Below are 24,284 nucleotides of genomic sequence, written 5' to 3'. Positions count from 1 at the left end.
GAGGCCCTTGTCGTTTTCAACGGAAGTAAAAAATGAGTTGGCCCACATAACCGGTGGGCGCAGTTGTTGTGATGCTGCCGAACTAGCAGCGCTCATCCGGATGGGGGGGGCAATGTCTATTGGTGGCAATGCCAACCTGGGTATCAATTTTAGCAGCGAGAATGCTGCCGTTACCCGGAAAGTACTTGGTCTGATAAAAGGCTATGCGAATATAAAAACCGAAGTGGTTGTGACCAGAGGACGGCGGCTTAAAAAAAATAATACGTATCATGTACGGGTAATACCGTCACCCGGGGTTAACAAACTGTTGGCAACGTTAGGCATTATGCGGGACGGCGGCCTTAACGTTCATTCAGACCGGGGAATTCTTCGCAAAGTCTGCTGCCGCCGGGCCTATCTCAGGGGGGCATTTTTGGGAGCTGGCTCAGTTAACCGCCCGGAGGGCTCTTACCATCTGGAATTGGTAACAGGCAATGTCGATCTGGCGAAATCGCTGGTACGAGTCATGAAATCGCTTGATTTGCCAGGGCGCATGACTGATCGTAAAGACGACTATATTGTCTATTTAAAGGAGGGGAATGCCATTACCGCTTTTCTCCAAATTATTGGTGCCCACAGTGCCTTGTTGACTTTTGAAAATGTACGGGTTGTTAAAGATATGCGCAACCAGGTTAACCGACTGGTTAACTGCGAGACAGCCAATCTGCAAAAAACTGTAAATGCTGCCGTGCGGCAGGTTGATAGTATCCACGCTATTGCTGAGGCTATGGGGATTGATAAGCTGACGCCACCGCTGCGGGAGGTGGCTGAGGCCCGGCTAGCCTATCCGGAGGCCACTTTATCTGAATTGGTAGAGGTCTTGGAAGGGCGGATTGGTAAGTCAGGCATCAATCACCGCCTGCGCAAGCTGGGAGAAATAGCTCAATCCTTAGGTTTTCGCCAACCAGAAGATGAGATGAACAAATAATGATACGAAGTTTACAAGTTATTGGTGCCTTTATTTTACTAGTTAGCCTTTGGTTACTGGCTCCTGGTGGTGGTGTGCCCATTCTGGCCTACCATCAGGTGAGCAGTTTGCCTGAGATATATAGCATTGATGCCGATGAATTCGACCAGCAGATGCAGTATTTAGCAGAGAATGGCTATACCGCCATTTCCTTAAGCGAATTATTTGCAGCCAGACAAGGTGGTGGCAAGCTGCCTTCCCAGCCGGTAGTTATTACCTTTGATGATGGTTATGAGGATAATTATTTGACCGCCTTGCCTATTATGGAGAAGCACGGTATGAAGGGTACTGTATTTGTTATTGCCGGACAAGTGGGTCAAACCGAATATATGACCTGGGAACAACTGAAAGCGTTGCAGCAGAAGGGAATGGAAATAGGTTCACACACCTTTAGTCATGTGGCTTTAAATGAAATCAGTCCGCCGGAGCAATTGGCTGAGCTTGTGCGTTCCAAGCAGGTGCTTGAGACTAATCTGGGGCAGCCTGTTGAGTTTCTAGCCTACCCGTATGGGCAGTATGATAGTGTGACAATTGCTGGGGTGCAGCAAGCTGGTTATACAGGGGCTTGCACTGGTCGGCCAGGTTTAGGCACGACAAGCGGAGATGTCTATCAGCTCAACCGTGTCAATATCCCTCGTCCCAAATATGGTTTATGGGAATTTCGCCTGCGGCTGCTCAGGGCGCAAATTTATGGGAAGCTGGCGCCTTTATGGTAAAATAGGCCAGTGGTTGAAGGGCTGGATAGAGTCTGTTATAATACCGGTAGGTGATCAAGCTAAGTCTTGTCTTATTAGGAGGTATATTTTTGTTGAATTTGTTGAATTTGTTACGCCAGGTGAGTGTGATCGTGGTTGTTACACTTGCCGTTAGTTTTATTTTTACACCTCAGCTTACGCTGGCCAAGTCCGGTTTTCCGGCAAATATTGATATGCTTAACCTATCAGAACTGCCTGTTACGATGACGGACCAGGGCGGCACGCTGCTGTTATCAGACAGCCCAGAGATGGTAGAAGATGATGGTATTATGTATCAGGATACCGTAAGTGGCGATATCCGGCTATTTTTTCACCATGTGAATGCGACCAAGGAGTTAAAAAAGATTGTTGTTCTCTTGGTCAACGACTCGGACACAGCAAATGATGTTGTGGTCAATCAGTATGGACTGGGTGGTCCGGGTTTGGATTATCTGGCAGTAGGCAAAGCCGCTGAAATGAATTATCTAAAACAAGCGGAGAACGAGCTTATTGAGGTGCCTGCCAAAGGGACAGCCTTGTTAGAACCAATCCTTACTAAGACAGTTGTTGCCCCGGATGAACTTGTTAATGGCATCTATGATTTCCAGAGCAAAGCACCAATTAAAGTTGTTATTATGATGTTGCCTGTTGATGCTGATCCGGCTACGTTTGCTGCCACGGCCAGTGTATTGCCAAACACCAATCACCGGCTTAGGGGAACCTTCTCTGGCCGGGACCGGATACTTGTTCCCAGCCAAGTCTATAACCCAGCCCAGGATGGCGTAATGGCTATTACTCTGGCTGATAACAAACTTGATACTTATGTTAGCGGTATTGATGCCACCGATGGTTCAAAGACACTTAACTATGGCAACTATGGTGTTATGTACAAGCTGTTTTTACCTACCGCATTTGAAAATAACTATGCCGTCTATTTAAATCCCCGGGGTGGGGCATATGCAGGCGGGATGCAGGTAAAATACCGCCATCAGGAAGAATATACAATCGGAACCCCAGCCAATACACTGTTTTTTGGTAATAAGAGAGACAATGAAGTTACTCATCTTGGCGACTATGCAGGGGGGCAATCGCTGTGGCTGACATTTTCACCGCCAGGCGCATCCAGCCTGCCTGTTAAGATTGTTCTGGCCCCGGCCGCCAAAAACAAATAATGGTGAGGGAAACGATTCTTGTCAGTTGCTGGCAGGGCGATCTCCTTTTCCTATTGATTACTGCTGACAAAAGGGCTAAAATAGTAAAGTAAGAAGTAATTACATAGTTGCGTAGGTAAGGGGGGAATTAACTATGAAAAAGCATGTTGTAACAATTAATAAAGCATCACTTACTCAAACAGTACAGACTGGCGGCTGTGGAGAATGCCAGGCTTCCTGTCAGTCGGCTTGCAAGACTTCCTGCACTGTCGGCAATCAGGTTTGCCAGCAGCAGGCATAGTGTACCAGCCCCTTGCCCGGACAAGGGGCTTACTTTTTTGGCGGCACATTTTTCCGGGCAGCCTGCGGTAGGAACGTTTCTAAGCTGCCTCAATTCAAGTAGAAAGGAATTACAATGCAAGTTCATAAATTTACAATAAACGATTTATTCATTGTTCTTGATATTAATAGTGGTGCCGTGCATATTGTTGACAGTTTGGTGTACGATATATTAGATATTTTTAACGGTGTCAACGAGGCGGAAGTTATTGCCGCCCTTACAGATAAATATGAAGCAGCAGCGCTTACCGAAGCTTTAACTGAACTAAAGGAACTGATGGCAGCTGGACAATTGTTTGCCCCTGAATTAACGGTGCCGCTAACCTTTCGGGATAAGCCACTGGTGAAATCATTGTGTTTACATGTGGCTCATGATTGCAACCTGCGCTGCGGTTACTGTTTTGCCGGGACAGGTGATTTTGGCCATAGCCGTGGACTGATGTCCAAAGAGGTTGGTGAACGGGCTGTTGATTTCATTATTGAAAATAGTGGGCAACGCCGTCATTGTGAATTGGACTTTTTTGGTGGGGAACCGCTTTTAAATATGGACACTGTCCGTCATGTTGTCAGTTATGTGAGAAAACGGGAGACTGAGACGGATAAGGTGTTTAAACTAACACTGACTACGAATGCGTTATTGCTGACAGATGATATCATTCAGTACCTTAACGATAATACTATCAGTTTAGTCCTTAGCCTGGATGGCCGGCCGGAGGTTCATGACCGTATGCGCCCACGGGTTGATGGCAGCGGCAGCTATGATAAGGTTATTACGCGCTGTAAACAGGTAGCCGCTTCGCGTGGTGATCAGAACTATTACCTGCGTGGTACCTATACGGCCTATAATCTTGATTTTGCCGCCGATGTATTATCAATGGCTGATCAGGGGTTTGGTCAGCTGTCAGTGGAACCGGTTGTGGCCAAAGATGTTGATTATGCCTTAACAGAAGAGCATTTGCCCGAGTTATTCCGCCAATATGAGCTATTAGCCGCGGAGTATTTAAAGCGCAAGCTGGCAGGCAAAGGCTTTGACTTTTTCCACTTCAACCTGGATTTGGGTCAGGGTCCCTGTGTTGCCAAACGCCTGAGTGGCTGTGGTGCAGGGCATGAGTATTTTGCTGTTACTCCTGAGGGTGATTTATATCCCTGTCACCAGTTTGTCGGGCGGGATGAATATAAATTAGGCAATATCTATGAGGGTGTCAAGAACACCGAATTACCAGTAAAATTTCGTCAGGCTCATGTGCTCAATAAGCCAATTTGCCGTGAGTGCTGGGCCAGATTCTACTGTAGCGGCGGCTGTCATGCCAATGCTGATTTGTTCCATCATGATTTGCATCAGCCTTATGAAATAGGCTGTGAGCTGCAGAAAAAACGTCTGGAATGCGCTATCATGATTCAGGCCAAACTGGCAATAACCAGTCAAAGCTAGTATTTTTAGGAGTTTCTTTATGATGGATATAGCAGTTCATATTCAGATAACTGGTATCGTCCAAGGGGTGGGGTTCCGCCCCTTTGTTTATAATTTGGCCCGGCGATATGGCGTAAAGGGCTGGGTGTCCAATAATGCCAGTGGCGTAGAGATTGAGGTTGAGGGAAGTCAATCAGCTATTAGTGGCTTTTTGGCGGATCTAAGCAGCCAAACGCCGCCGTTGGCTATTGTTGACACGCTTACGGTGAAGGACTGTCCGTTATGTGGTTATGCTGACTTTCGCATCACGGCCAGTGTAGCTGACAAAACTAAAACCGCGCTGGTTTCGCCTGATGTGGCTACCTGTTCGCACTGCCGGGAGGAACTATTAAACCCGGCTGACCGGCGTTACCGTTATTCGTTCATCAATTGTACCGATTGCGGGCCGCGGTTTACTATTATTAATGATATCCCCTATGATCGGCAGGCAACTACCATGCGTGATTTTATCATGTGCCCGGATTGTCAGGCCGAATATGATAATCCTGCCAATAGACGTTTTCATGCTCAGCCCAATGCCTGCCCAGTGTGTGGGCCGGCTTACCAATTGCTGGACAAAGAAGGACGGCCGGTTGACAGCCAGGAAGAAGATGTCTTTATTGAGGCGAGAAAGCAGCTTGCCGCTGGCCGGATATTGGCTATTAAAGGTATTGGTGGTTATCATCTAGCCGTTAATGCTTTTGACGACGCTGCCGTAGCGCAGCTCAGGCAGCGGAAGGTGCGTGAAGATAAGCCGTTTGCCGTGATGGCAGGCAGTCTGGCTGCAAGCAAAACGCAGTGCCTGGTGTCGGCGATGGAAGAACAACTACTAACTAGTGCTGCCAGACCGATTGTGCTGCTGAATAAGGGTGAGGGCTACAGCCTGGCAGACAGTATTGCCCCGGGTAACCCCTGTGTTGGCATGATGCTGCCGTATACGCCGGCGCATACTTTGCTTTTGGCACCAGCAGATATCTGGGTAATGACAAGCGGCAATCTCAGTGATGAGCCGATTGCTTATCAGGATAACGACGCCATCAGCAGACTGAATACGATTGCTGATTATTTCTTGATCCATAACCGGGCTATTTATTGTCGGGCTGATGATTCAGTTGTCAAAGTAGTGTTTAATAAACCCTACTTTTTCCGCCGCAGTCGCGGCTATGTGCCTGGACCTGTCAATCTGGTGCGCGAATTACCGCCAGTATTGGCAGTGGGCGGGGAGCTAAAAAATACGTTTTGTCTGACTCGGGGGAAGCAGGCTTTTCTGAGTGCTCATATCGGTGATTTAGAGAATATGCCGACATATCAGTCTTATGTTGAAGCCATAAAACATATGCAAAAGCTGCTTGCGGTTACGCCAGTGGTAGTGGCTTGTGACCTGCATCCAGAATACCTGTCAACCAAATATGCACAAACAGTAGGATTGCCTACCGTCGCTGTTCAGCACCATCATGCCCATATTGCTGCCGTTATGGCCGAGCACCAGTTGACCGGACCTGTTATTGGCCTTGCCTTTGACGGCACAGGCTATGGTCCGGATGGCACCCTGTGGGGCGGTGAATTTTTAGTTGCTGATATACGGGAATACCGGCGAGCCGGGCATTTGTCCTACTTGCCGCTACCCGGTGGGGCGCAGGCTGTTCGTCAGCCGTGGCGCATAGCTGTTTGCTTGCTTAAGGAGCTATATGGCGAGGACTTTATTAACCATCAGGCGATACCCTTAGTGCAAGATCTGCCTGCTGGCTGGGAGCTAGTAGTAGCGGCTGCTGAAAAGAAGATTAATACGCCACTGTCATCAGGGGCTGGCCGGCTATTTGACGCTGCTGCGGCCTTACTCGGTCTCCGCCAGAGCATCAACTATGAAGGTCAGGCGGCGATTGAGCTTGAGCTGGCAGCGCAGGAGGCCAGAGGCAGGGTACTGGCCTATGGGATAAAAGAATTGGCGGGCCAATGGAACCTTGATTTTAAACCGGTATTTGCGGCCTTATGCCAAGCCTTGCAGCAAGGTGCGGCAGTAGGGCAGCTAGCTGCTGATTTTCATACTACGTTAGCTGCGGCGATTTGCGATATGACCCTGAAAATTAGTAAAGCCACCGGCATTCGGGACATTGCTCTGAGTGGTGGAGTTTTTCAAAATATTACCTTGCTATCACAAATTATCGGAATGCTCACACAACATAAACTTCAACTATATCTTCACCGTCAGGCACCACCCAATGACGGTGGTTTGGCCTTAGGTCAGGCGGTAATTGCGGGGGAAAGGAGTCGATAAATTATGTGTTTGGCTGTTCCTGCCAAAATAATTGAGCGCAGTGAATTTTTGGGTACAGTTGACATCAGCGGCGTAACGCGTGAGGTTAGCCTGATGCTGCTGCCTGATGCTGTGGTGGGTGACTATGTGCTCATTCACGCCGGCTTTGCCATTCAGACCATTGATGAAGAAGAGGCGTTACGCACGCTGGAACTGTTTAAGGAGCTGGAACAATATGAGACTGACAGTTGAGGAAACAGCCCGTGCGGCTGACTTTTTCACCCAGGCCATTGCCAAGCTGGCACAGCGTCCGCTGCGGCTGATGGAAGTGTGTGGCACCCATACGGTGTCCATCTTCCGTAACGGCATTCGTCAATTGCTGCCGCCAACTGTCGAGTTGGTCAGCGGTCCCGGCTGCCCGGTGTGTGTTACGCCCAATGAATACCTGGATACGGCTATTGCGTATAGTGGCCGGGAAGATACGATTCTAGCTACTTTTGGCGATATGCTCAAAGTGCCGGGCTCGCAGTCGACACTTATGGCTGAGAAAACACAGGGAGCTGATATCCGCATTGTTTATTCACCGTTAGAGAGCCTGACAATGGCAAGAGAAAACCCAGAGAAGGCAGTGATCTTTCTGGCGGTCGGTTTTGAGACCACAGCACCTACGGCAGCCGCTACCATACTCCAGGCTGAGCAACAGGGGTTAGACAATTTTTTCGTTTTATCGGCCCATAAACTGGTGCCGCCAGCGCTCAGAACCATCCTGGCTGCCCCGGATATCAGAGTGGATGGGTTTTTACTGCCAGGGCATACGGCGGCCATCAGCGGATTTGCGCCCTACCAGTTTGTTACTAGCGAGTATCAGGTACCGGCGGTCATTACCGGTTTTGAGGCCCTGGATATTTTGCAAGCCATTTATATGCTGCTGGCACAAATAGCTGCCGGCAAAGCCGAACTGGCTAATCAATACCGGCGAGTGGTCAAACCGGCAGGTAATGAGGCGGCCTGGAATATTCTCCGACAAGTGTACCAACCTGCAGCTGCCATTTGGCGGGGATTTGGTGAGATTGCGGACTCAGGATTGGCACTAAGGCCAGAGTACAGTGCCTTTGATGCCAAGCTGAGACTACCGCTGGCGGCTGTGGTAACTAAGGAACCGGCAGGCTGTCGCTGTGGTGAAGTACTCTGCGGCCGGATTCGTCCCGAAGATTGTCCACATTTCGGATGCAGTTGTACACCTGAGCATCCGGTAGGGGCCTGCATGGTGTCGGTGGAAGGGGCATGTGCTGCCTGGTATAAATACGGCCAAGGACGGTGGAATTATGCATAATCAGGAAGAACTAATCTTGCTGGGTCATGGCAGCGGTGGCCGCTTAAGCCATGACTTAATAAAGAATATTATGGTGTCAGCATTTGCTAATCCGCTGCTGGCCGAGCTGCATGATGGCGCGCGCTTCAGTATTGGTGGTAGCAAGCTGGCCTTTACTACTGACAGCTATGTTGTCAAACCACGTTTTTTCCCTGGCGGCGATATCGGCAAACTGGCCGTTTGCGGCACAGTCAATGATTTGGCCATGTGTGGTGCGAGGCCCCTCTATTTGAGTGCCGGTTTTATCTTGGAAGAGGGATTACCTATTGCCGAACTTAAAAAAATTGTAGAATCAATGCGGGCTGCGGCTCAAGATGCTGGTGTTGCTATTGTTACTGGTGATACAAAAGTTGTCGAACGAGGGGCAGTTGATGGTATCTACATCAATACAGCCGGGATTGGCGCTATACTGCCACAGGCTGATATTACTGCCAGCCGCGTCAAGCCAGGCCAGGCAGTTATTGTCAGTGGCTACCTGGGCGATCATGCCATAGCCGTTATGAGTGAGCGGCATGGCTTAACACTGCCGGCACAAATTATCAGTGACTGTGCTCCCTTGAACGGCCTTATCCAGGAGCTGTTAGCCGAAGTACCTGCCATCAGTATGCTGCGTGATCCTACCCGGGGTGGACTGGCGACAACTCTCAATGAGATTGCCGCCGATGCCGGGGTGGGAATTGTGCTGGAGGAAAGTTCCCTGCCAGTGAGGCCGGAAGTAGCAGCTGTCTGTGAATTGCTGGGATTTGAACCTTTGTACCTTGCCAATGAAGGAAAAGTAGTAGTTTTTGTCGAAAAGGAATATAGTGAAAAAGTTCTGAAAATTATGCAGCGGCATCAGGTCAGTTCAGCCGCCTGTATTATTGGCACTGTGAGCGACAAAGCGGCTGGACAGGTAGCGCTCAGAACTGCGGTAGGTGGTTTACGCCTGGTAGATATGTTATCAGGCGAACAGCTGCCACGAATTTGCTGATATTTTTTTGAATAATATCATAGTATTTATCATGGGACAGACTTAACTATGTCCTGGGGGAGGTTATTCTATGCAACTGGATTATGGACTCAAACTGGAAACAACGCAAAAGTTAATAATGACACCACAACTACGTCAGGCAATTGCTATCCTCCAGCTACCGGCTACCGAGTTGGCCGAGTTGGTGGAAAAAGAATTACTGGAAAATCCGGTGCTTGAGGCCGATGCCCATGAAAGTAACAATGAGCCTGAGATCGAGGTTGAATCGTTCAGTAGCAGTGAACAGGAGGACAACCAGCCGGAAGCAGATGGTTGGGTTGAGTATTTGCTAAATGGTACGCAGACCACAGCAGGTTCCCAGTCCGGATGCACTGAAATGGAAAAGCAACGGGAGATAGCGGATGCGGAAACGGTATCACTGCAAAACTATCTGGAAATGCAGCTGCATTTTGCTGTACTTGATGCCAGACATTTGGCTATTGGCAAATATCTTATTGGCTGTATTGATGATAATGGCTATTTATGCGGGACAACAGCAGAAGCAGCTGCCCAAATGGCAGTAGCAGAAACCGTAGTAGAAAATGTGCTGAAACTTATCCAGACCTTTGAACCTATTGGGGTAGGCGCGCGCTCTTTGCAAGAATGTCTGCTCCTGCAATTGGAACAAAAAGAGCAAGAATATAATAGTAAGGAATTTGCGTTAGCGGTTGCCGTTATTAGAGAGCATCTCGATCAGGTAGCCTTAGGCCGGTATAAACAAATTGCCGATAAACAGCACTGTTCGCTCCATGAAGTCCAACAGGCTGTGGATATCATCCGCACACTTGACCCTAAACCAGGATGTGCCTTCGGCGGTGGACAACCAGGGTATATTATACCTGATATTATTGTTGAACGGGTAAATAGCGGTTATACCATTCATATTAATGATAGTCATGTGCCACAACTGTCCATCAATTCATATTATCGGCAGATTGTCCGGGAAGAGCCCGGCGATGCTCGTAAATATGTAGAAGGTCGTATTAATGCTGCAGTTTGGCTGATAAAAAGTATTGAGCAGCGCCGGCGCACCTTATATAATGTGGCGGAAGCCATCATTGAGATGCAACAAAACTTTTTTGATCATGGTCCCAAATTTTTGCGACCACTTACCATGAAGAAGGTGGCCGATCAGATTGGGGTACATGAATCGACCATAAGCCGCGCGACGTCCAATAAATATATGGCTACCCCCCACGGCGTGTTTGGTATGAATACCTTTTTTACTGCTGGCATTCAGAGCGCTGCCGGCGAGGATATTTCAGCCAGTCGGGTAAAACAGGAGATACGGGAACTGATTGCAGCCGAAAATCCAATGCAGCCCTTAAGTGATCAATCTCTGGGAGATATTCTCAATAGCAAAGGAATTATGGTTTCACGGCGAACGGTTGCCAAGTACCGGGAAGAAATGGCTATTCCCGCCTCAAGTAGACGGAAAAGACATTAACAAAGTATGTGCAAAAATTCCCAAATAATCATATGAGTAGAAGTTATTGTTATGTGACGGCCATGTCATGCCAACGCCTCGCAATTATGAGGATTTTAAATATGCACTGATATTATATTTAGATTTACTAAGCGGCATAGGTAAAGACAAGGCCGGCATTACTTTCTTAGCACGAATGGGTATAGCAGCTGTTATTACGGATTGAGTGCCGTGAGCGCAAGCAAACGTGAGCGGTGGTAAGTGCTAAAGCAACTTATAAAGAGTGAAAATAATAATTTTTCGGAATTGTTAAAAATTAGCAGAAAATTATAAAAAACATGAGAATTACTATAGCTAAATAACTGAGTATGGGGACAGAGATAAAGAAAAGTCCGAAGTTTTTCGCCAAGTAGAAGCCGCAGTTCTATAGGCGTTACTTTGGGCTTTATTTTTATGTTTGAACAAAGGAGTGGTGATTAGTAAATTGTAGTCTCAAAATACCCAGATATTCCCCAAGCCAGGCTGAGTAGAGCATAATGCTGACGAAATCTGGAGTTCGCAGATTGGTGTTATTGCCGAGGCTGTTGCCAAGGCCGGTATTAGTGCTGCAGATATAGCTGGCATTGGTATCACTAACCAGCGCGAAACTACAGGAGTGTGGGAACAGTTGGCAAAGCAGGTGAAGCCTGGCAGCGCAGTTAGTATTCCACCTGTATTAGGTTCCCGGCCTAACTATGTTGTCAGAGATGCCCTGGAAAGGATGCTTGCCTGCAAATTTGTTGAGACTGTAATCAGGCCGACTGCTGTTGTTGGGCTTAGATTGCGTGCTATGCTCCTGCAACGTGCCAAGCGGCTGGGTGTTACTATCATAGAACAGGCCCATGCTGCATATGCTGCACAGGAAGGCAAGCAAGTAACTGCTGTTGTTACTGGTAATATTGACCGAGAACGTTCGTATCCTGCCAAGGCCGTAATTTTGGCAGCGGCATTATCGCTGAACATAATGGTATCAGTGAACCGATCTTCAATCTGCCGGTGACAGCACCTGCTGAGCGGGAAGAGTGGGGGGACACGTCAACTATTTGCGAATGCAGCCCAGCCTTTTGCCAAGATTGGCATTCAGGTTGATGTCGGTTTGCGGCCGGTAAATGCCGGGGGTCAGGTATTGCTTGAAAATGTCTATGCTGCTGGCCGCAATCTGGCTGGATGTTGTAGCTGTATTGCAGGTCAATAACTTCAAGGTAATTGTTCCCGAGGAGGCTGTGTGTTGTGGCTCACCAACGGATATATGGCTAAGGCCAATGCTCATAAAAATATCGCCATTTTGCAAGACTATGTTAAGAAGGGCTATCCAATTATAACCGCGTGTACCAACGTGAAAAATGAGCATCCTATTGCGGTAGTCAGGTCTGCCTATAAGCCGGAAGCAGCACCTTATGATAAAATTTTCCTGTAGAAGCAGGAGTTTCTAGGCCCTTGCCGAATAGGTGTAGAGAAAGTGATAGGCAGGCTATCTAGTTTTTTTACCTGATATGGGACATAATGTGTTCAGGTGGGACATATTTTAACCCGAGGAGAGACTATGGAGAAATTTATTCAGCTACAGCGCAAACTTGCACCAGAACTTATACAAATTATCGAAGCGCGCTACAATCTCCTGCGTCATATTAAGCACGCTCAGCCGATTGGACGCCGGGCGTTGTCGAATATGCTGGATATGGGCGAACGGGGGGTCAGGGCTCAGGTAGATTGGCTCAAAACAGCTGGACTTGTTAAGTTTTCCCAACTGGGAATCAGTGTAACAGACGAAGGTCAGACCATGTTGGCCGATTTAGCCGAATATATCCGGATACTTCATAATTTAGTCGGGCTTGAGGCTGAATTGGCTCAGCGTCTGAACCTTACGCAGGTTGTTATTATACCCGGTGATAGTGAGGCTGACAGCGCAGTGCGCCGCGAACTTGGCCGGGCTACGGCAAGTGTACTTAGCCAGCATTTGGGAGATAATATGATTGTTGCAGTAAGCGGCGGTTCGACCATGGCCAAGGTGGCGGAAGCTGTTAATTTTAGTGTTCCGACAACAACTGTTGTGCCAGCCCGGGGTGGACTAGGTGAGGTCGTAGAGTATCAGGCCAATACGATTGCCGCCGTAATGGCCAACAAGCTGGGCGGGCGTTATCGCCTGCTGCATATTCCTGATGGGGTAAATGAGGAAACTCTGGAAGCCATCTTGGACGGCGATACTAATCTTAGGGCTGTGGCCGACATGATTAAAAAGGCCAATATTTTGGTACATGGTATTGGTGAAGCCAGTGAAATGGCCGAACGGCGTGGTATGGCAGCGGCCACTATTGCTGATATCGAACAGCGTGGCGCGGTAGGCGAGGCACTGGGGCAATATTGCGCTCTACCAGGAAAGATTGTGTATGTTACCAGCAGTATCGGTTTGAAACTGGATGATTTGGCCGGAATTGACACGGTAATCGCTGTGGCCGGGGGCAGCGCCAAAGCCAAGGCAATCTTGGCGGTAGCTGGTACTGGTGAACAGAGTGTGCTTGTTACCGATGAAGCTGCGGCGAAAGCTATTCAGTTATTAATAACTAATTAATATTTAGGAGGAATTTCAGTATGACTATTAAAATTGGTATTAACGGTTTTGGCCGTATTGGCCGGAATGTTCTACGGGTAGCAGTTAATAATCCCAAGTTTGAGGTTGTGGCGGTAAATGACTTAACAGATGCCAAAACGCTTGCTCATCTTTTGAAATATGATTCCGTACATGGCACAATGAATGCCGAAGTCAAAGCTGTTGACGGCGGTATTGAAATAAATGGCAAGCTTGTCAAAGTGCTTGCTGAAAAAGATCCGGCACAGCTGCCCTGGAAAGCCATGGGGGTTGATATTGTAGTTGAGTCAACAGGCCGCTTTACCGAAAAGGACAAAGCTATGGCTCACATTACCGCAGGTGCGAAAAAAGTAATTATTTCGGCACCAGGTAAAAATGAAGATATAACTATTGTTATGGGCGTAAATCAAGACAAATATGATCCGGCCAATCATCAAATTATTTCCAATGCTTCCTGTACGACCAACTGTTTGGCGCCATTTGCCAAAGTGCTGCAGGAAAAGTTCGGGATAAAATCTGGTTTAATGACAACGATTCATTCCTATACCAATGACCAAAACATTCTTGATCTGCCGCATAAAGATCTTCGTCGCGCTCGTGCTGCCGGTATGTCCATTATTCCGACCACAACCGGTGCAGCTAAAGCGGTAGCTTTGGTTCTGCCTGAACTCAAAGGCAAGCTTAATGGTTTTGCGCTCCGCGTACCGACTCCGAATGTATCCATTACCGATCTGGTTGCTCAATTGGAAAAACCAGCCACTGCCGAAGCTGTTAATGCAGCTCTTAAAGAAGCTGCCAATGGCGAGCTCAAAGGCATCATGGCATTCTCAGAAGAACCATTGGTATCGATAGACTACAATGGCAATGCGCATTCCTCCATCGTTGACGGTCTGTCAACAATGATGGTGGGTGATAATCTGGTCAAGGTCGTTTCCTGGTATGACAATGAATGGGGCTATTCCAACCGTGTTGTCGACCTTATCGACTTCGTTATCAGCAAAGGCCTGTAAGATTATTAAGGGAGAAGCAATCTCAGTTATTTGAGATTGCTTCTCTTACACCTCACCTGATTAAGCTGGAGGAATGGTTATGAATAAAAAAAACTTAAATGATATTTCGGTATCAGGTAAAAAAGTTTTAGTGCGGGTAGACTATAACGTACCAATGGATAAAGCTGGCAACATTACTGATGATACCCGTATTCGGGCTACGATTCCCACCCTGGAATTTTTGCTGTCCAAAAACGCGGCTGTTATTATCGCTAGCCATCTGGGACGGCCTAAAGGTAAAATTGCGCCCGAGTTTTCACTCAAGCCTGTTGCACAAAAGCTGTCACAATTACTTCATGACCGCGAGGTCTTATTCGCCAATGACTCGGTGGGGCCGGAAGCCAGAAAAATGGCGGCCGCTCTTCAGCCGGGGCAATTGCTTATGCTGGAGAACCTGCGTTTTAATCCTGAAGAAGAAAAAAATGATCCTGAATTTGCCAAACAACTGGCTGGTCTGGCAGAAATCCTGGTTAACGATGCCTTTGGCGTATCCCACCGGGCTCATGCCTCAGTGCATGGTATAGCCAAGTACATACCAGCCGTATCCGGTTTTCTGATGGATAAAGAGCTGCTGTTTTTAGGGCAGGCTGTTACCGATCCGGTGCGCCCTTTTGTGGCCATTATTGGCGGGGCTAAGGTTTCTGATAAGATTGGGGTCATTGAAAATCTGTTAAATAAAGTTGATACCCTGATCATCGGTGGCGGTATGGCCAATACCTTTCTGGCTGCCCAAGGTTACCAAACGGGCAAGTCCCTGGTAGAAGCTGATAAGCTGGTTTTGGCCAAAGAGCTTATTGCGACTGCCAAAACTAAGGGCGTAAACCTGCTGTTACCAGAAGATGTCGTGGTGGCTGAAAACTTTGCTGCCGACGCTGACCACAAGGCCGTGGCTGTTACGCAAATACCCAGTGAATGGATGGCTCTCGATATTGGTCCGGTAACGGCTGAAAAATTTGCAGCGGCTCTGCACGGAGCAAAAACCGTCGTGTGGAATGGCCCGATGGGTGTATTTGAATTTGACGCTTTTGCTATCGGCACCGAGGCAGTTGCCAAAGCAGTGGCTGCGTCAGGTGCTAAGAGCATTGTCGGTGGTGGTGATTCGGTGGCTGCCCTGGAAAAACTTAAGCTTGCTGCTAAGATTACTCACATCTCAACAGGCGGCGGCGCGTCACTTGAATTTTTAGAAGGCAAAGAATTGCCAGGCATTGCTGCATTGGCAGATAAATAATTTTAGTAAGGAGTGGAGACTATGCGCAAGCCCATTATTGCCGGTAATTGGAAAATGCATAAAACAGCCGGAGAAGGCGTTATACTTGTGCAGGAATTGAACGCTCTAACAAACGCAGTAAACGACGTGGAGATTGTTGTATGTCCGCCGTTTACGGCCTTGACTGCTATAGCTGCTGCTATAGCAGGAACCAATATCGGTTTAGGTGCTCAAAATATGCATTGGGAAGAAAAAGGTGCTTTTACTGGTGAAATTGCGCCCGGTATGCTCAAAGATATTGGTTGTACCCATGTGATTATCGGTCACTCAGAGCGCCGCCAATATTTTGCGGAAACAGATCAAACTGTGAATAACAAACTTAAAGCCGCGCTTAAAGCCGGTTTGAAGCCAATTATGTGTGTCGGCGAAGCGTTGGTTGATCGGGAAGCTAATGCCACCGAACGGGTTGTCGGCGCCCAGGTGAAAGGCGGGCTTGAAGGCCTTAGCGCGCAGCAAGTGGCCGGCCTGGTTATTGCCTATGAACCCATTTGGGCTATCGGCACTGGCCGCACGGCTTCGGCTGAGGATGCCAATGCAGTGTGCGCCTTTATCCGTCGCACGGTTGCCGAAATGTTTGGTCAAGCCAGCGCTGAGAGCATCCGTATCCAATACGGCGGCAGTGTTAAGCCTGACAATGTGGCTGAACTTATGGCTAAACCCGATATTGACGGCGCATTAGTCGGCGGGGCAAGCTTAGAGGCTGAGTCTTTTAGCAAATTAGTTAAGTTCAAATAACCGCGAGGAGAAAAAACGTGTCTAAACTATCATCGCCAATTGCACTTGTTATTCTGGACGGTTGGGGAATTGGCCGCGAAAATGACGAGTTTAACTCCATTGCCAGAGCTGATACCCCGCATATTAAACTGTTAGCAGAGCTGTATCCAGTAACCAAGCTTGTGTGCTCAGGGGAAGCTGTTGGCTTGCCGGAAGGGCAAATGGGAAACTCGGAAGTTGGCCATCTTACTATTGGTTCAGGCCGGATTATCTACCAGGAACTTACCCGTATCAGCAAATCGATCAGGGATGGAGATTTTTTCACCAATCCGGTACTCTGTCAGGTGTGTGACGAGACCCGCAAATCAGAGGGGGCACTGCATCTGATGGGGCTGTTGTCTGATGGCGGTGTTCACAGTCATATTACCCATGTGTATGCTTTGGTGGAATTAGCCAAAAAACAGGGGGTAAAGAAAGTCTATGTCCATGCGTTCTTAGACGGACGGGATGTACCACCAAGTAGCGCTATTTCCTATATCAAAGCACTTGAGGCTAAAATGGCGGAACTTGGGATCGGTCAGATTGCTACCATAGCTGGCCGTTATTATGCTATGGACAGGGATAAACGCTGGGAACGTACTGGCAAGGAATATGAAGCCCTTGTCTATTGTCAGGGTGCACAAGCTAGTAATGCAGTAGCGGCTGTTGAGGCATCTTACCAGGCCGGGAAAACGGACGAATTTGTTGAGCCGACCATTATGAGCAACAGCAGTTTTGCGGGGATAAAACCAGCTGATGGTGCTATCTTCTTCAACTTCCGTCCAGACCGGGGCCGACAGCTTACCCGGGCGCTTACTGATGCTGGCTTTGACGGTTTTGAACGCAAGAATGATTGCATCCCCCTTCATTTTGCCAGCATGACCCAATATGATGAAACCTTAAATGTCCCCGTGGCTTTTCCACCAACGCTCATAGTTAATACGCTAGGAGAGGTAGTCAGCCAGGCGGGGTATACCCAGCTGCGAATTGCTGAAACGGAAAAATACGCTCATGTTACGTACTTTTTTAATGGCGGGGCGGAACATCCTTTTGCCGGTGAAGAACGGCTCTTGATTCCTTCGCCCAAAGTAGCTACCTATGATCTGAAGCCGGAGATGAGTGCCCTTGAGGTTACTGATAAAGTAGTTGAGGCCATTAAATCAGGTAAATATGATTTGATTATTCTTAACTATGCTAATGGGGACATGGTTGGCCATACAGGTATACTTGACGCTGCTATCAGTGCCGTAACAACAGTGGATCAATGTGTTGGTCGCTTGGTGGATGCTATGCGTGACCGGGGCGGTATTACTTTGATAACAGCCGACCACGGCAACGCAGAAGCCATGCTCGACCCGGAAACAGGCGAGCCGTTTACTGCCCATACTACCAACAAGGTACCGCTTGTTATGGTTTCAGAAATACATCGTGGCAGCAAACTACGGGAAGGGATTTTAGCTGATATTGCTCCCACTATCCTGGAATTGGCTGGTATTGCCCAGCCGGCGGAGATGACCGGTAAGAGTCTGTTACGGAAGTAAATTTCCATAAGTACATAGTAAATTCGTATATATTAGGAGGAAAATATATGTCTACAACAATTGTCGATATTTTAGCCAGAGAGATACTTGATTCCCGCGGTAATCCTACTATTGAAGTTGACGTACTACTGGAAAATGGCACCTTGGGTCGTGCGGCTGTTCCATCAGGCGCATCTACCGGCGCCTATGAAGCTGTTGAGCTTCGCGACGGCGACAAGAGCCGTTTCCTGGGTAAAGGTGTGCTCAAGGCTGTAGAAAATGTTAATGAAATTATAACGCCGGAAATTGTCGGTATGGACGCTCTTGACCAAATCGGTATTGACCAGGCCATGATTGAGCTTGACGGTACTCCCAATAAAGCCAAATTAGGCGCTAATGCTATCTTAGGTGTTTCCATGGCAGCCGCAAAAGCAGCGGCATCCTCTTTGGATATGGCCTTGTATCAATATTTGGGAGGTGCCAATGCCAAAGAATTGCCTGTTCCCATGATGAACATCTTAAATGGCGGCAAGCATGCCGATAATAATGTGGATATTCAGGAGTTTATGATCCTGCCGGTAGGTGCAGAAAGCTTTGCGGAAGCCCTCCGAATGGGTGCGGAAATCTATCATAACCTCAAAAAAGTACTTGCTGACCGCAATTTAGCGACAGCCGTTGGCGATGAGGGCGGTTTTGCTCCTAATCTGGCATCTAACGAAGAAGCATTGAAAATCATTATTGAAGCTATTGAAAAAGCTGGTTACAAACCAGGCGAACAAATCATGCTTGGCCTTGATGTTGCCGCAACCGAATTATTTAAAGACGGAAAATACCATCTTGAAGGTGAAGGTGTTGTGAAAACTTCGGCCGAAATGGTGGAATACTATAGTCAGTTAGTTGAAAAATACCCTATTATATCGATTGAAGACGGCATGTCTGAAGATGACTGGGATGGCTGGAAGCTTTTAACTGATCGTTTGAGCAGCAAAACTCAGCTAGTTGGCGATGATCTGTTTGTTACTAATGTGGAACGGTTAAGCCAGGGGATTGTTGCCAAAACGGCTAACTCCATTTTGGTTAAGGTAAACCAAATTGGTACCTTGACAGAAACCTTTGATACCATTGAAATGGCAAAACGTGCTGGTTATACCTGTGTAATTTCACATCGTTCCGGGGAAACAGAAGACGCCACAATTGCTGATATTGCGGTAGCTGTTAATGCTGGTCAGATCAAGACTGGTGCGCCTGCCCGTACAGACCGCGTGGCGAAATATAACCAATTACTCCGGATTGAAGAGCAGTTGGGCGATCTGGCCCAATACCGCGGGTATAAGGTTTTCTATAACTTAAGATAAGTTCGCGCCGAAGGGAGGTGAACAAAAGATGCCGAAGGGATTTTTGCTAAAATGCAATGACTGCGGCTACCTGGATGATTGTGAGAACGATTTGCTGGAATGCCTAAAAAATAATATCTGTAAGCATTGCGGCAGTTCTAACATGGAAGTCATTCAGCAGCAGGAAGGACAGATTGGCTGTACTAGCCGCTATAACAGGCATGCTACGAATGTTAATTCCTCTGTGGACCATCCCGATCCGGTACTACCCCCCTATTAAGGCGTAGAAAACAGGTAAATAAACAGCCGAAGCATTCGGCTGTTTATTTTTCCCAACAGAAGGATAATTTTTTACTTTCGCTAAAGGCTCAGTGCAAGTCGTGTTTATTTTTTGACAAACTGGTAAAAATATGTATAATATATATGTGTGAAAACCTTGACGAAAGAATTGTCAAGCAGCGTTTAAGTGTGTTAGAATATGGTTATGCCTTGGCAGCGTGGTATTGCAGCAAAGGATAGGTATCAGTCATGGGGGGTGTAAAGAAATGATAACAGGACTGATGATATTAGAAGGTGTACTTTCTATTGCACTAATTGCCGTAGTAGTATTGCAGTCAGGTAAAAGTGCCGGTTTGTCAGGTTCAATTGCCGGAGGGGCCGAATCTATGTTCGGTAGCAAAGCTAAAGGACTTGATGCAATTTTGGCCAAAGCAACAATTATCCTTGCCGCATTGTTCGGACTTGTAACAATGGTTTTGGTTAAATTGATGCAGTAGGGCTACTCACCTCAATGGCTGGAGTATCTCCGGCATATTGAGGTATTTTCAAGTTTTAGTCAAAGGGGGAAAGATAATCATGGATTTATTGTACATTGCGCCGTTCGCTGGACTTGTGGCGCTAGCTTTTGCTGCGTATTTCATGGCTAGCGTACTGAGGGAAAGCCCAGGCAACCAAAAAATGCAGGACATTTCTCAGGCAATTTTTGAAGGAGCTATGGCTTTTCTTAATCGCCAGTACAAAACACTTATTCCGTTTACCATCGTCATTTTCTTAATACTCTTTTATGTGGATGGCTACAAATTGGCTGTATCCTTCCTGGTAGGTGCTATTTGCTCCGCCATTGCCGGTTATGTAGGAATGACTTCGACAACCAAGTCGAACGCTCGTACAACGGAAGCTGCCCGCAGCAGTCTTAACAAAGCGCTGAGCGTTTCTTTCCGTGCCGGTGCCGTTATGGGCATGTCTGTTGCCGGTTTGGGACTTTTGGGTGTATCTACGTTATACATAATTTTTAGAGATCCTGTTGTTATTAACAGCTTTGCCTTTGGCGCTAGCGCCATTGCATTCTTTGCCCGTGTCGGCGGTGGTATTTTTACCAAAGCAGCTGACGTTGGCGCTGACTTGGTAGGTAAGGTTGAAGCAGGTATTCCGGAGGATGATCCCCGTAACCCAGCCGTTATTGCTGATAACGTGGGTGATAATGTTGGCGACACCGCTGGCATGGGAGCTGACTTGTTTGAGTCCTATGCCGCTACCGCTATTGCAGCTATGCTTATTGGTCAAACCGTATTCAAGGGTGATATTAACGGTGTGTTGTTCCCATTAATAATCGGTGCAGCCGGAATTTTTGCTTCTATTATCAGTACCTTCTTAGTTAGAACCAGTGAAGATGGTGATCCTCAAGCTGCCCTGAATAGAGGGATATGGGGAACTAATATTCTTGTTGCCGTTGCTACCTATGCCATTGCCAGCACTATGCTTCCGGCCAAGGCCATAGGCATTACGATTGCTGTTGTTTGTGGTTTAGCTGTTAACGTGCTTGTTGGCGCTATTACTGAATACTATACTTCAAGCAGTAAAACACCTACCCAGCATATTGCTGATGCTTCACAAACAGGTCCGGCGACCAATGTTATTGCAGGTCTTGCCTGTGGCCTTAGAAGCACCGCGCTGCCGATGCTGGTATTTGCTGCTGCTATCTGGATAGCTTATGGTGCAGCTGGTATCTATGGTATTGCTATGGCCGCCATGGGCATGCTCTGTACTGCCGGTATGGTTGTTGCCGTTGACTCTTTTGGTCCGGTTGCCGACAACGCTGGTGGTATTGCCGAAATGGCCGATCTTGGTCCTGAGGTTCGCAAAACTACTGACAAATTAGACGCAGTTGGCAACACTACGGCTGCAATTGCCAAAGGTTTTGCCATTGGTTCTGCTGCTCTTACTGCATTAGCCTTGTTTACTGCTTTTGGTGAAGAAATTGCCAAAAACCCTAAACTCTCCGGTCTGTTAGCAAATGGTCATTTAGTGATTAATCTGACCGAACCAACAGTAATTATTGGTATCTTCCTTGGTGCAACCCTGCCGTTTCTGGTATGTGCGTTCACAATGGAAGCTGTAGGTAAAGCTGCTTTTGAAATGATTGGCGAGGTTCGCCGTCAGTTCCGTGAAATCCCTGGCATTATGGAAGGCACTGGTCGTCCTGATTATGCCAAATGTGTAGATATTAGCACGAAAGCGGCTATACGCGAAATGATCGTTCCCGGCATCTTTGCTGTAGGCTCGCCTATTCTTGTTGGTTTTATTCTTGGGGCAAAAGCCTTGGCTGGTTTCCTGGCCGGTGCCACTGCAGCTGGTGTACTTTTGGCATTATTTATGTCAAATGCCGGTGGTGCCTGGGATAATGCTAAGAAATGGATTGAGACTGGAAAATACGGCGGCAAAGGTACTCCAACCCATGCTGCTGCTGTTATCGGCGACACCGTAGGTGATCCATTCAAGGATACTTCCGGTCCGGCAATGAACCCGCTGATTAAAGTTGCTGGTACTATTTCACTCATTATTGCTCCGCTTCTTTTTTCGTAAATTATCAATATAAAACGCCAAGCAATTATTGCTTGGCGTTTTATTATTTTTTATTGACTAAGGCATCCTAAAAGACCTGGCGCAGTCAAGTCTTTTCACGCTTATGGCTTACATAAGCTATATTTCCTTTACGTGGCAGACAATGGTATAATTAGCTATAACGGCATATAATGGCCACAGATACTTACAAATGTATTGGAAAATAAATTATGCTGAGGTGAGCTGATGTGGCAAAACCATTGATAGGCATTACTACCAGCCAATTTTTAACCGCAGGCAGCATCATGGCAGGTACCAAACGGCAATTTGTGAGTGATGCCTACATACAGGCAGTACTCTGTGCTGGTGGTGTGCCTGTATTGCTGCCGATAATTACAGAGCAGGCGGCAATAGCAGAGCAGATAGCTGCAGTTGACGGCCTCTTGCTTTCGGGAGGCGGCGATATCCAGCCACAGATATTTGGAGAAGAGCCAATGCATGAACTGGGTACAGTACTTCCTGAGCGTGATACGCATGAATTGGAATTGGTACAACAGGCGCTGGCGTCAGGTAAACCAATATTAGGTATTTGCCGGGGCTGCCAATTGCTTAATGTTGCGCTAGGTGGCAGTATTAACCAGCATCTGACAGAACCTACAGTTCAGCATGATCAACGATCTGCTGGAGATTATGCTGGACATACTGTAATTTTGGAACACGGTAGTAGGCTAGCCGGTTTATGGGGAGATACGGTTATGACTAACAGCTTCCACCATCAGGCAATCAAGGTGGCAGCTCCTGGGCTTTGGATAACTGCCAGAGCCAAAGATGGAGTTATCGAAGCCGTAGAGCACGAAGCAGCGCCTTTTGCTGTTGGTGTTCAATGGCATCCTGAACTTATGATTTATAAAAATCCGGCTATGCTTGAGCTATTTACAGCGTTTGTCAACACCGCTAACCGGAAATAATAAAGGTAGATAGTAACACAATGGGGGGGAGTTTTACTTGGCCATAATGCCGGGCGCTGAGCCCTTTGTTTTACCAGGAGGTGAAACCGGTGTACTTGTCGTGCATGGATTTACCGGGGCACCGTCAGAAATGCGCCTAGCAGGCGAGTATCTCAATAGTCTGGGCTATACTGTGTTAGCCCCAAGGCTTTCAGGACACGGAACTACACCGGAGGATATGGCGAAAACAAGCTGGCCGCACTGGTATAGCAGTGTCGAAGATGGCTATCATGTATTAAGCGGGATGTGCAGCAATGTCGCAGCTGTTGGCTTGTCAATGGGCGGTCTGTTAACTCTTAAACTAGCCAGTGAGTATCCAGTAAGTAAGCTGGCTTTACTTAGCGCTCCCATCTATATCGCCAACAAGCGGCTGCGATTATTGCCGCTTTACCGGATGTTTACTAACTTTGTCTCGAAAAAGCGCAAGCGTTTGCCTGATAGGGGCGAGGAGTACTCCATTAGTTATGACATGACACCGCTTAGCAGCTTAACCAGCCTTATTCATCTAATCAACCATGTTGATACTCTTTTGCCGTCAGTAACAGTACCGGCGCTTGTTATTCAATCAAAAAAAGAGCACACGGTTGAACCCGAAAGTGCTCAATATATCTACAATAAGCTGGGAAGTACTGATAAAAGACTGGTGTGGCTTAACAAATCGGGACACATAATTACCCTGGACACAGAGCGAGAATATGTGTTCCAGGAAATTGGCCGGTTTTTTGGCCGGAAATTAGACGAGGTGCATTATGAGTGATATGAATGACTGGTGTTTTGCCTGTGGACCGCGTAATCCCATTGGGCTCAAACTTACTTTTTGGGAAGAAAATGATGTCTATTTGACAGACTTTACTGCTGGTCCTGAGCATCAAGGTTATAACGGTATTATGCATGGTGGATTGATAAGCACGCTGTTGGATGAAATAATGGCCCGCTATCTATATGCTCAAGGCCTTACTGCGGTAACGGCCAAATTGGAGGTGAGGTTCCGTCAGCCAACCCCGATTAGAGAAAAATTAACGATAAGCGGATGGATTACCAGTAAACGGGGAAAAATGGTGGAACTAGCCGGTAAGATTACTTTGCAGGATGGAACAGTAACGGCTGAAGGAAAAGCTATGGTTGCCATAAAAGGAGATGAATAAT

Annotated in this window: 25 protein-coding genes and 1 pseudogene; 25 read left to right on the top strand and 1 reads right to left on the bottom strand. The window is 47.4% G+C overall.

Annotated features, from left to right (window positions below):
- The first annotated feature begins 7 nt into the window (after positions 1-7).
- From whiA to SALPA_RS05240, 12 genes and pseudogenes are all read left to right on the top strand, one after another.
- Positions 8-967: a DNA-binding protein WhiA gene (whiA, locus tag SALPA_RS05290; RefSeq protein ID WP_145090605.1), complete on the top strand. Its 960-nt coding sequence runs from the start codon at positions 8-10 to the stop codon at positions 965-967.
- On the top strand, positions 967-1,722 hold the full coding sequence (locus SALPA_RS05285; RefSeq protein WP_145090602.1) for a polysaccharide deacetylase family protein: 756 nt from the start codon (positions 967-969) through the stop codon (positions 1,720-1,722). Before whiA ends, SALPA_RS05285 begins: the two co-directional genes overlap by 1 nt.
- Before the next feature lie 89 nt (positions 1,723-1,811).
- On the top strand, positions 1,812-2,912 hold the full coding sequence (locus SALPA_RS05280; RefSeq protein WP_145090599.1) for a copper amine oxidase: 1,101 nt from the start codon (positions 1,812-1,814) through the stop codon (positions 2,910-2,912).
- Between the two features lie 133 nt (positions 2,913-3,045).
- The gene (scfA, locus tag SALPA_RS05275; protein WP_021169117.1) at positions 3,046-3,192 is read left to right on the top strand and encodes a six-cysteine ranthipeptide SCIFF; all 147 of its coding nucleotides are present in this window, start codon (positions 3,046-3,048) and stop codon (positions 3,190-3,192) included.
- A gap of 114 nt (positions 3,193-3,306) precedes the next feature.
- Entirely contained in the window at positions 3,307-4,662 is a 1,356-nt protein-coding gene (gene scfB, locus SALPA_RS05270; RefSeq protein ID WP_145090596.1) for a thioether cross-link-forming SCIFF peptide maturase, read from the top strand.
- Positions 4,663-4,681: 19 nt separating this feature from the next.
- Positions 4,682-6,955: a carbamoyltransferase HypF gene (gene hypF, locus SALPA_RS05265; RefSeq protein WP_145090593.1), complete on the top strand. Its 2,274-nt coding sequence runs from the start codon at positions 4,682-4,684 to the stop codon at positions 6,953-6,955.
- A 3-nt stretch (positions 6,956-6,958) separates the two neighbouring features.
- On the top strand, positions 6,959-7,186 hold the full coding sequence (locus SALPA_RS05260) for a HypC/HybG/HupF family hydrogenase formation chaperone (RefSeq protein WP_145090590.1): 228 nt from the start codon (positions 6,959-6,961) through the stop codon (positions 7,184-7,186).
- On the top strand, positions 7,170-8,267 hold the full coding sequence (gene hypD, locus SALPA_RS05255; protein WP_145090587.1) for a hydrogenase formation protein HypD: 1,098 nt from the start codon (positions 7,170-7,172) through the stop codon (positions 8,265-8,267). Before SALPA_RS05260 ends, hypD begins: the two co-directional genes overlap by 17 nt.
- The gene (hypE, locus tag SALPA_RS05250; protein WP_145101747.1) at positions 8,260-9,276 is read left to right on the top strand and encodes a hydrogenase expression/formation protein HypE; all 1,017 of its coding nucleotides are present in this window, start codon (positions 8,260-8,262) and stop codon (positions 9,274-9,276) included. The genes hypD and hypE overlap by 8 nt, the downstream gene beginning before the upstream one ends.
- Before the next feature lie 70 nt (positions 9,277-9,346).
- Positions 9,347-10,762: an RNA polymerase factor sigma-54 gene (gene rpoN, locus SALPA_RS05245; protein WP_145090584.1), complete on the top strand. Its 1,416-nt coding sequence runs from the start codon at positions 9,347-9,349 to the stop codon at positions 10,760-10,762.
- Positions 10,763-10,808: 46 nt separating this feature from the next.
- On the top strand, positions 10,809-10,967 hold the full coding sequence (locus SALPA_RS30165; RefSeq protein WP_222427881.1) for a hypothetical protein: 159 nt from the start codon (positions 10,809-10,811) through the stop codon (positions 10,965-10,967).
- A 273-nt stretch (positions 10,968-11,240) separates the two neighbouring features.
- A pseudogene (locus SALPA_RS05240) lies at positions 11,241-11,780 on the top strand (FGGY family carbohydrate kinase); the annotation flags it as partial.
- Between the two features lie 39 nt (positions 11,781-11,819).
- Here the strand turns inward: SALPA_RS05240 and SALPA_RS28825 are convergent.
- The gene (locus SALPA_RS28825) at positions 11,820-11,981 is read right to left on the bottom strand and encodes a hypothetical protein (RefSeq protein WP_186450923.1); all 162 of its coding nucleotides are present in this window, start codon (positions 11,979-11,981) and stop codon (positions 11,820-11,822) included.
- Between the two features lie 27 nt (positions 11,982-12,008).
- On the opposite strand from SALPA_RS28825, the gene SALPA_RS05235 reads away from it, so the two are divergent.
- The 13 genes from SALPA_RS05235 (at position 12,009) to SALPA_RS05175 (ending at position 24,283) form a co-directional block, all read left to right on the top strand.
- The gene (locus tag SALPA_RS05235) at positions 12,009-12,197 is read left to right on the top strand and encodes a hypothetical protein (RefSeq protein WP_145090581.1); all 189 of its coding nucleotides are present in this window, start codon (positions 12,009-12,011) and stop codon (positions 12,195-12,197) included.
- A 126-nt stretch (positions 12,198-12,323) separates the two neighbouring features.
- The gene (locus SALPA_RS05230; RefSeq protein WP_255450842.1) at positions 12,324-13,349 is read left to right on the top strand and encodes a sugar-binding transcriptional regulator; all 1,026 of its coding nucleotides are present in this window, start codon (positions 12,324-12,326) and stop codon (positions 13,347-13,349) included.
- Positions 13,350-13,369: 20 nt separating this feature from the next.
- The gene (gene gap, locus SALPA_RS05225) at positions 13,370-14,377 is read left to right on the top strand and encodes a type I glyceraldehyde-3-phosphate dehydrogenase (protein ID WP_145090575.1); all 1,008 of its coding nucleotides are present in this window, start codon (positions 13,370-13,372) and stop codon (positions 14,375-14,377) included.
- A 79-nt stretch (positions 14,378-14,456) separates the two neighbouring features.
- Positions 14,457-15,644 (top strand): phosphoglycerate kinase, encoded by a 1,188-nt coding sequence (gene pgk / locus SALPA_RS05220; RefSeq protein WP_145090572.1) that lies wholly within the window; start codon positions 14,457-14,459, stop codon positions 15,642-15,644.
- Positions 15,645-15,665: 21 nt separating this feature from the next.
- Positions 15,666-16,418, top strand: a complete 753-nt coding sequence (gene tpiA / locus SALPA_RS05215; protein ID WP_145090569.1) for a triose-phosphate isomerase — start codon at positions 15,666-15,668, stop codon at positions 16,416-16,418.
- A 17-nt stretch (positions 16,419-16,435) separates the two neighbouring features.
- Positions 16,436-17,977 (top strand): 2,3-bisphosphoglycerate-independent phosphoglycerate mutase, encoded by a 1,542-nt coding sequence (gene gpmI, locus SALPA_RS05210; RefSeq protein WP_145090566.1) that lies wholly within the window; start codon positions 16,436-16,438, stop codon positions 17,975-17,977.
- 47 nt (positions 17,978-18,024) lie between these two features.
- Positions 18,025-19,311, top strand: coding sequence for a phosphopyruvate hydratase (eno, locus tag SALPA_RS05205; protein WP_145090563.1), 1,287 nt, complete (start codon positions 18,025-18,027; stop codon positions 19,309-19,311).
- 28 nt (positions 19,312-19,339) lie between these two features.
- Positions 19,340-19,570, top strand: coding sequence for a hypothetical protein (locus SALPA_RS05200; protein WP_145090560.1), 231 nt, complete (start codon positions 19,340-19,342; stop codon positions 19,568-19,570).
- Between the two features lie 265 nt (positions 19,571-19,835).
- Complete coding sequence (secG, locus tag SALPA_RS05195; RefSeq protein WP_145090557.1) at positions 19,836-20,066, top strand: preprotein translocase subunit SecG; 231 nt, start codon at positions 19,836-19,838, stop codon at positions 20,064-20,066.
- A 79-nt stretch (positions 20,067-20,145) separates the two neighbouring features.
- A complete protein-coding gene (locus SALPA_RS05190; protein ID WP_145090554.1) occupies positions 20,146-22,152 on the top strand; it encodes a sodium-translocating pyrophosphatase in 2,007 nt (668 codons plus the stop codon).
- A 227-nt stretch (positions 22,153-22,379) separates the two neighbouring features.
- Positions 22,380-23,099 (top strand): gamma-glutamyl-gamma-aminobutyrate hydrolase family protein, encoded by a 720-nt coding sequence (locus SALPA_RS05185; RefSeq protein WP_145090551.1) that lies wholly within the window; start codon positions 22,380-22,382, stop codon positions 23,097-23,099.
- 37 nt (positions 23,100-23,136) lie between these two features.
- Complete coding sequence (locus tag SALPA_RS05180; RefSeq protein ID WP_145090548.1) at positions 23,137-23,895, top strand: carboxylesterase; 759 nt, start codon at positions 23,137-23,139, stop codon at positions 23,893-23,895.
- Positions 23,888-24,283, top strand: coding sequence for a PaaI family thioesterase (locus tag SALPA_RS05175; RefSeq protein ID WP_145090545.1), 396 nt, complete (start codon positions 23,888-23,890; stop codon positions 24,281-24,283). Before SALPA_RS05180 ends, SALPA_RS05175 begins: the two co-directional genes overlap by 8 nt.
- Position 24,284 lies beyond the last annotated feature (1 nt).

This window comes from Sporomusa sp. KB1 (assembly GCF_007830295.1).
GTDB lineage: Bacteria > Bacillota > Negativicutes > Sporomusales > Sporomusaceae > Sporomusa.
Note: the sequence above shows the minus strand (reverse complement) of the source record. Positions and strands in the feature narration are given on the sequence as shown.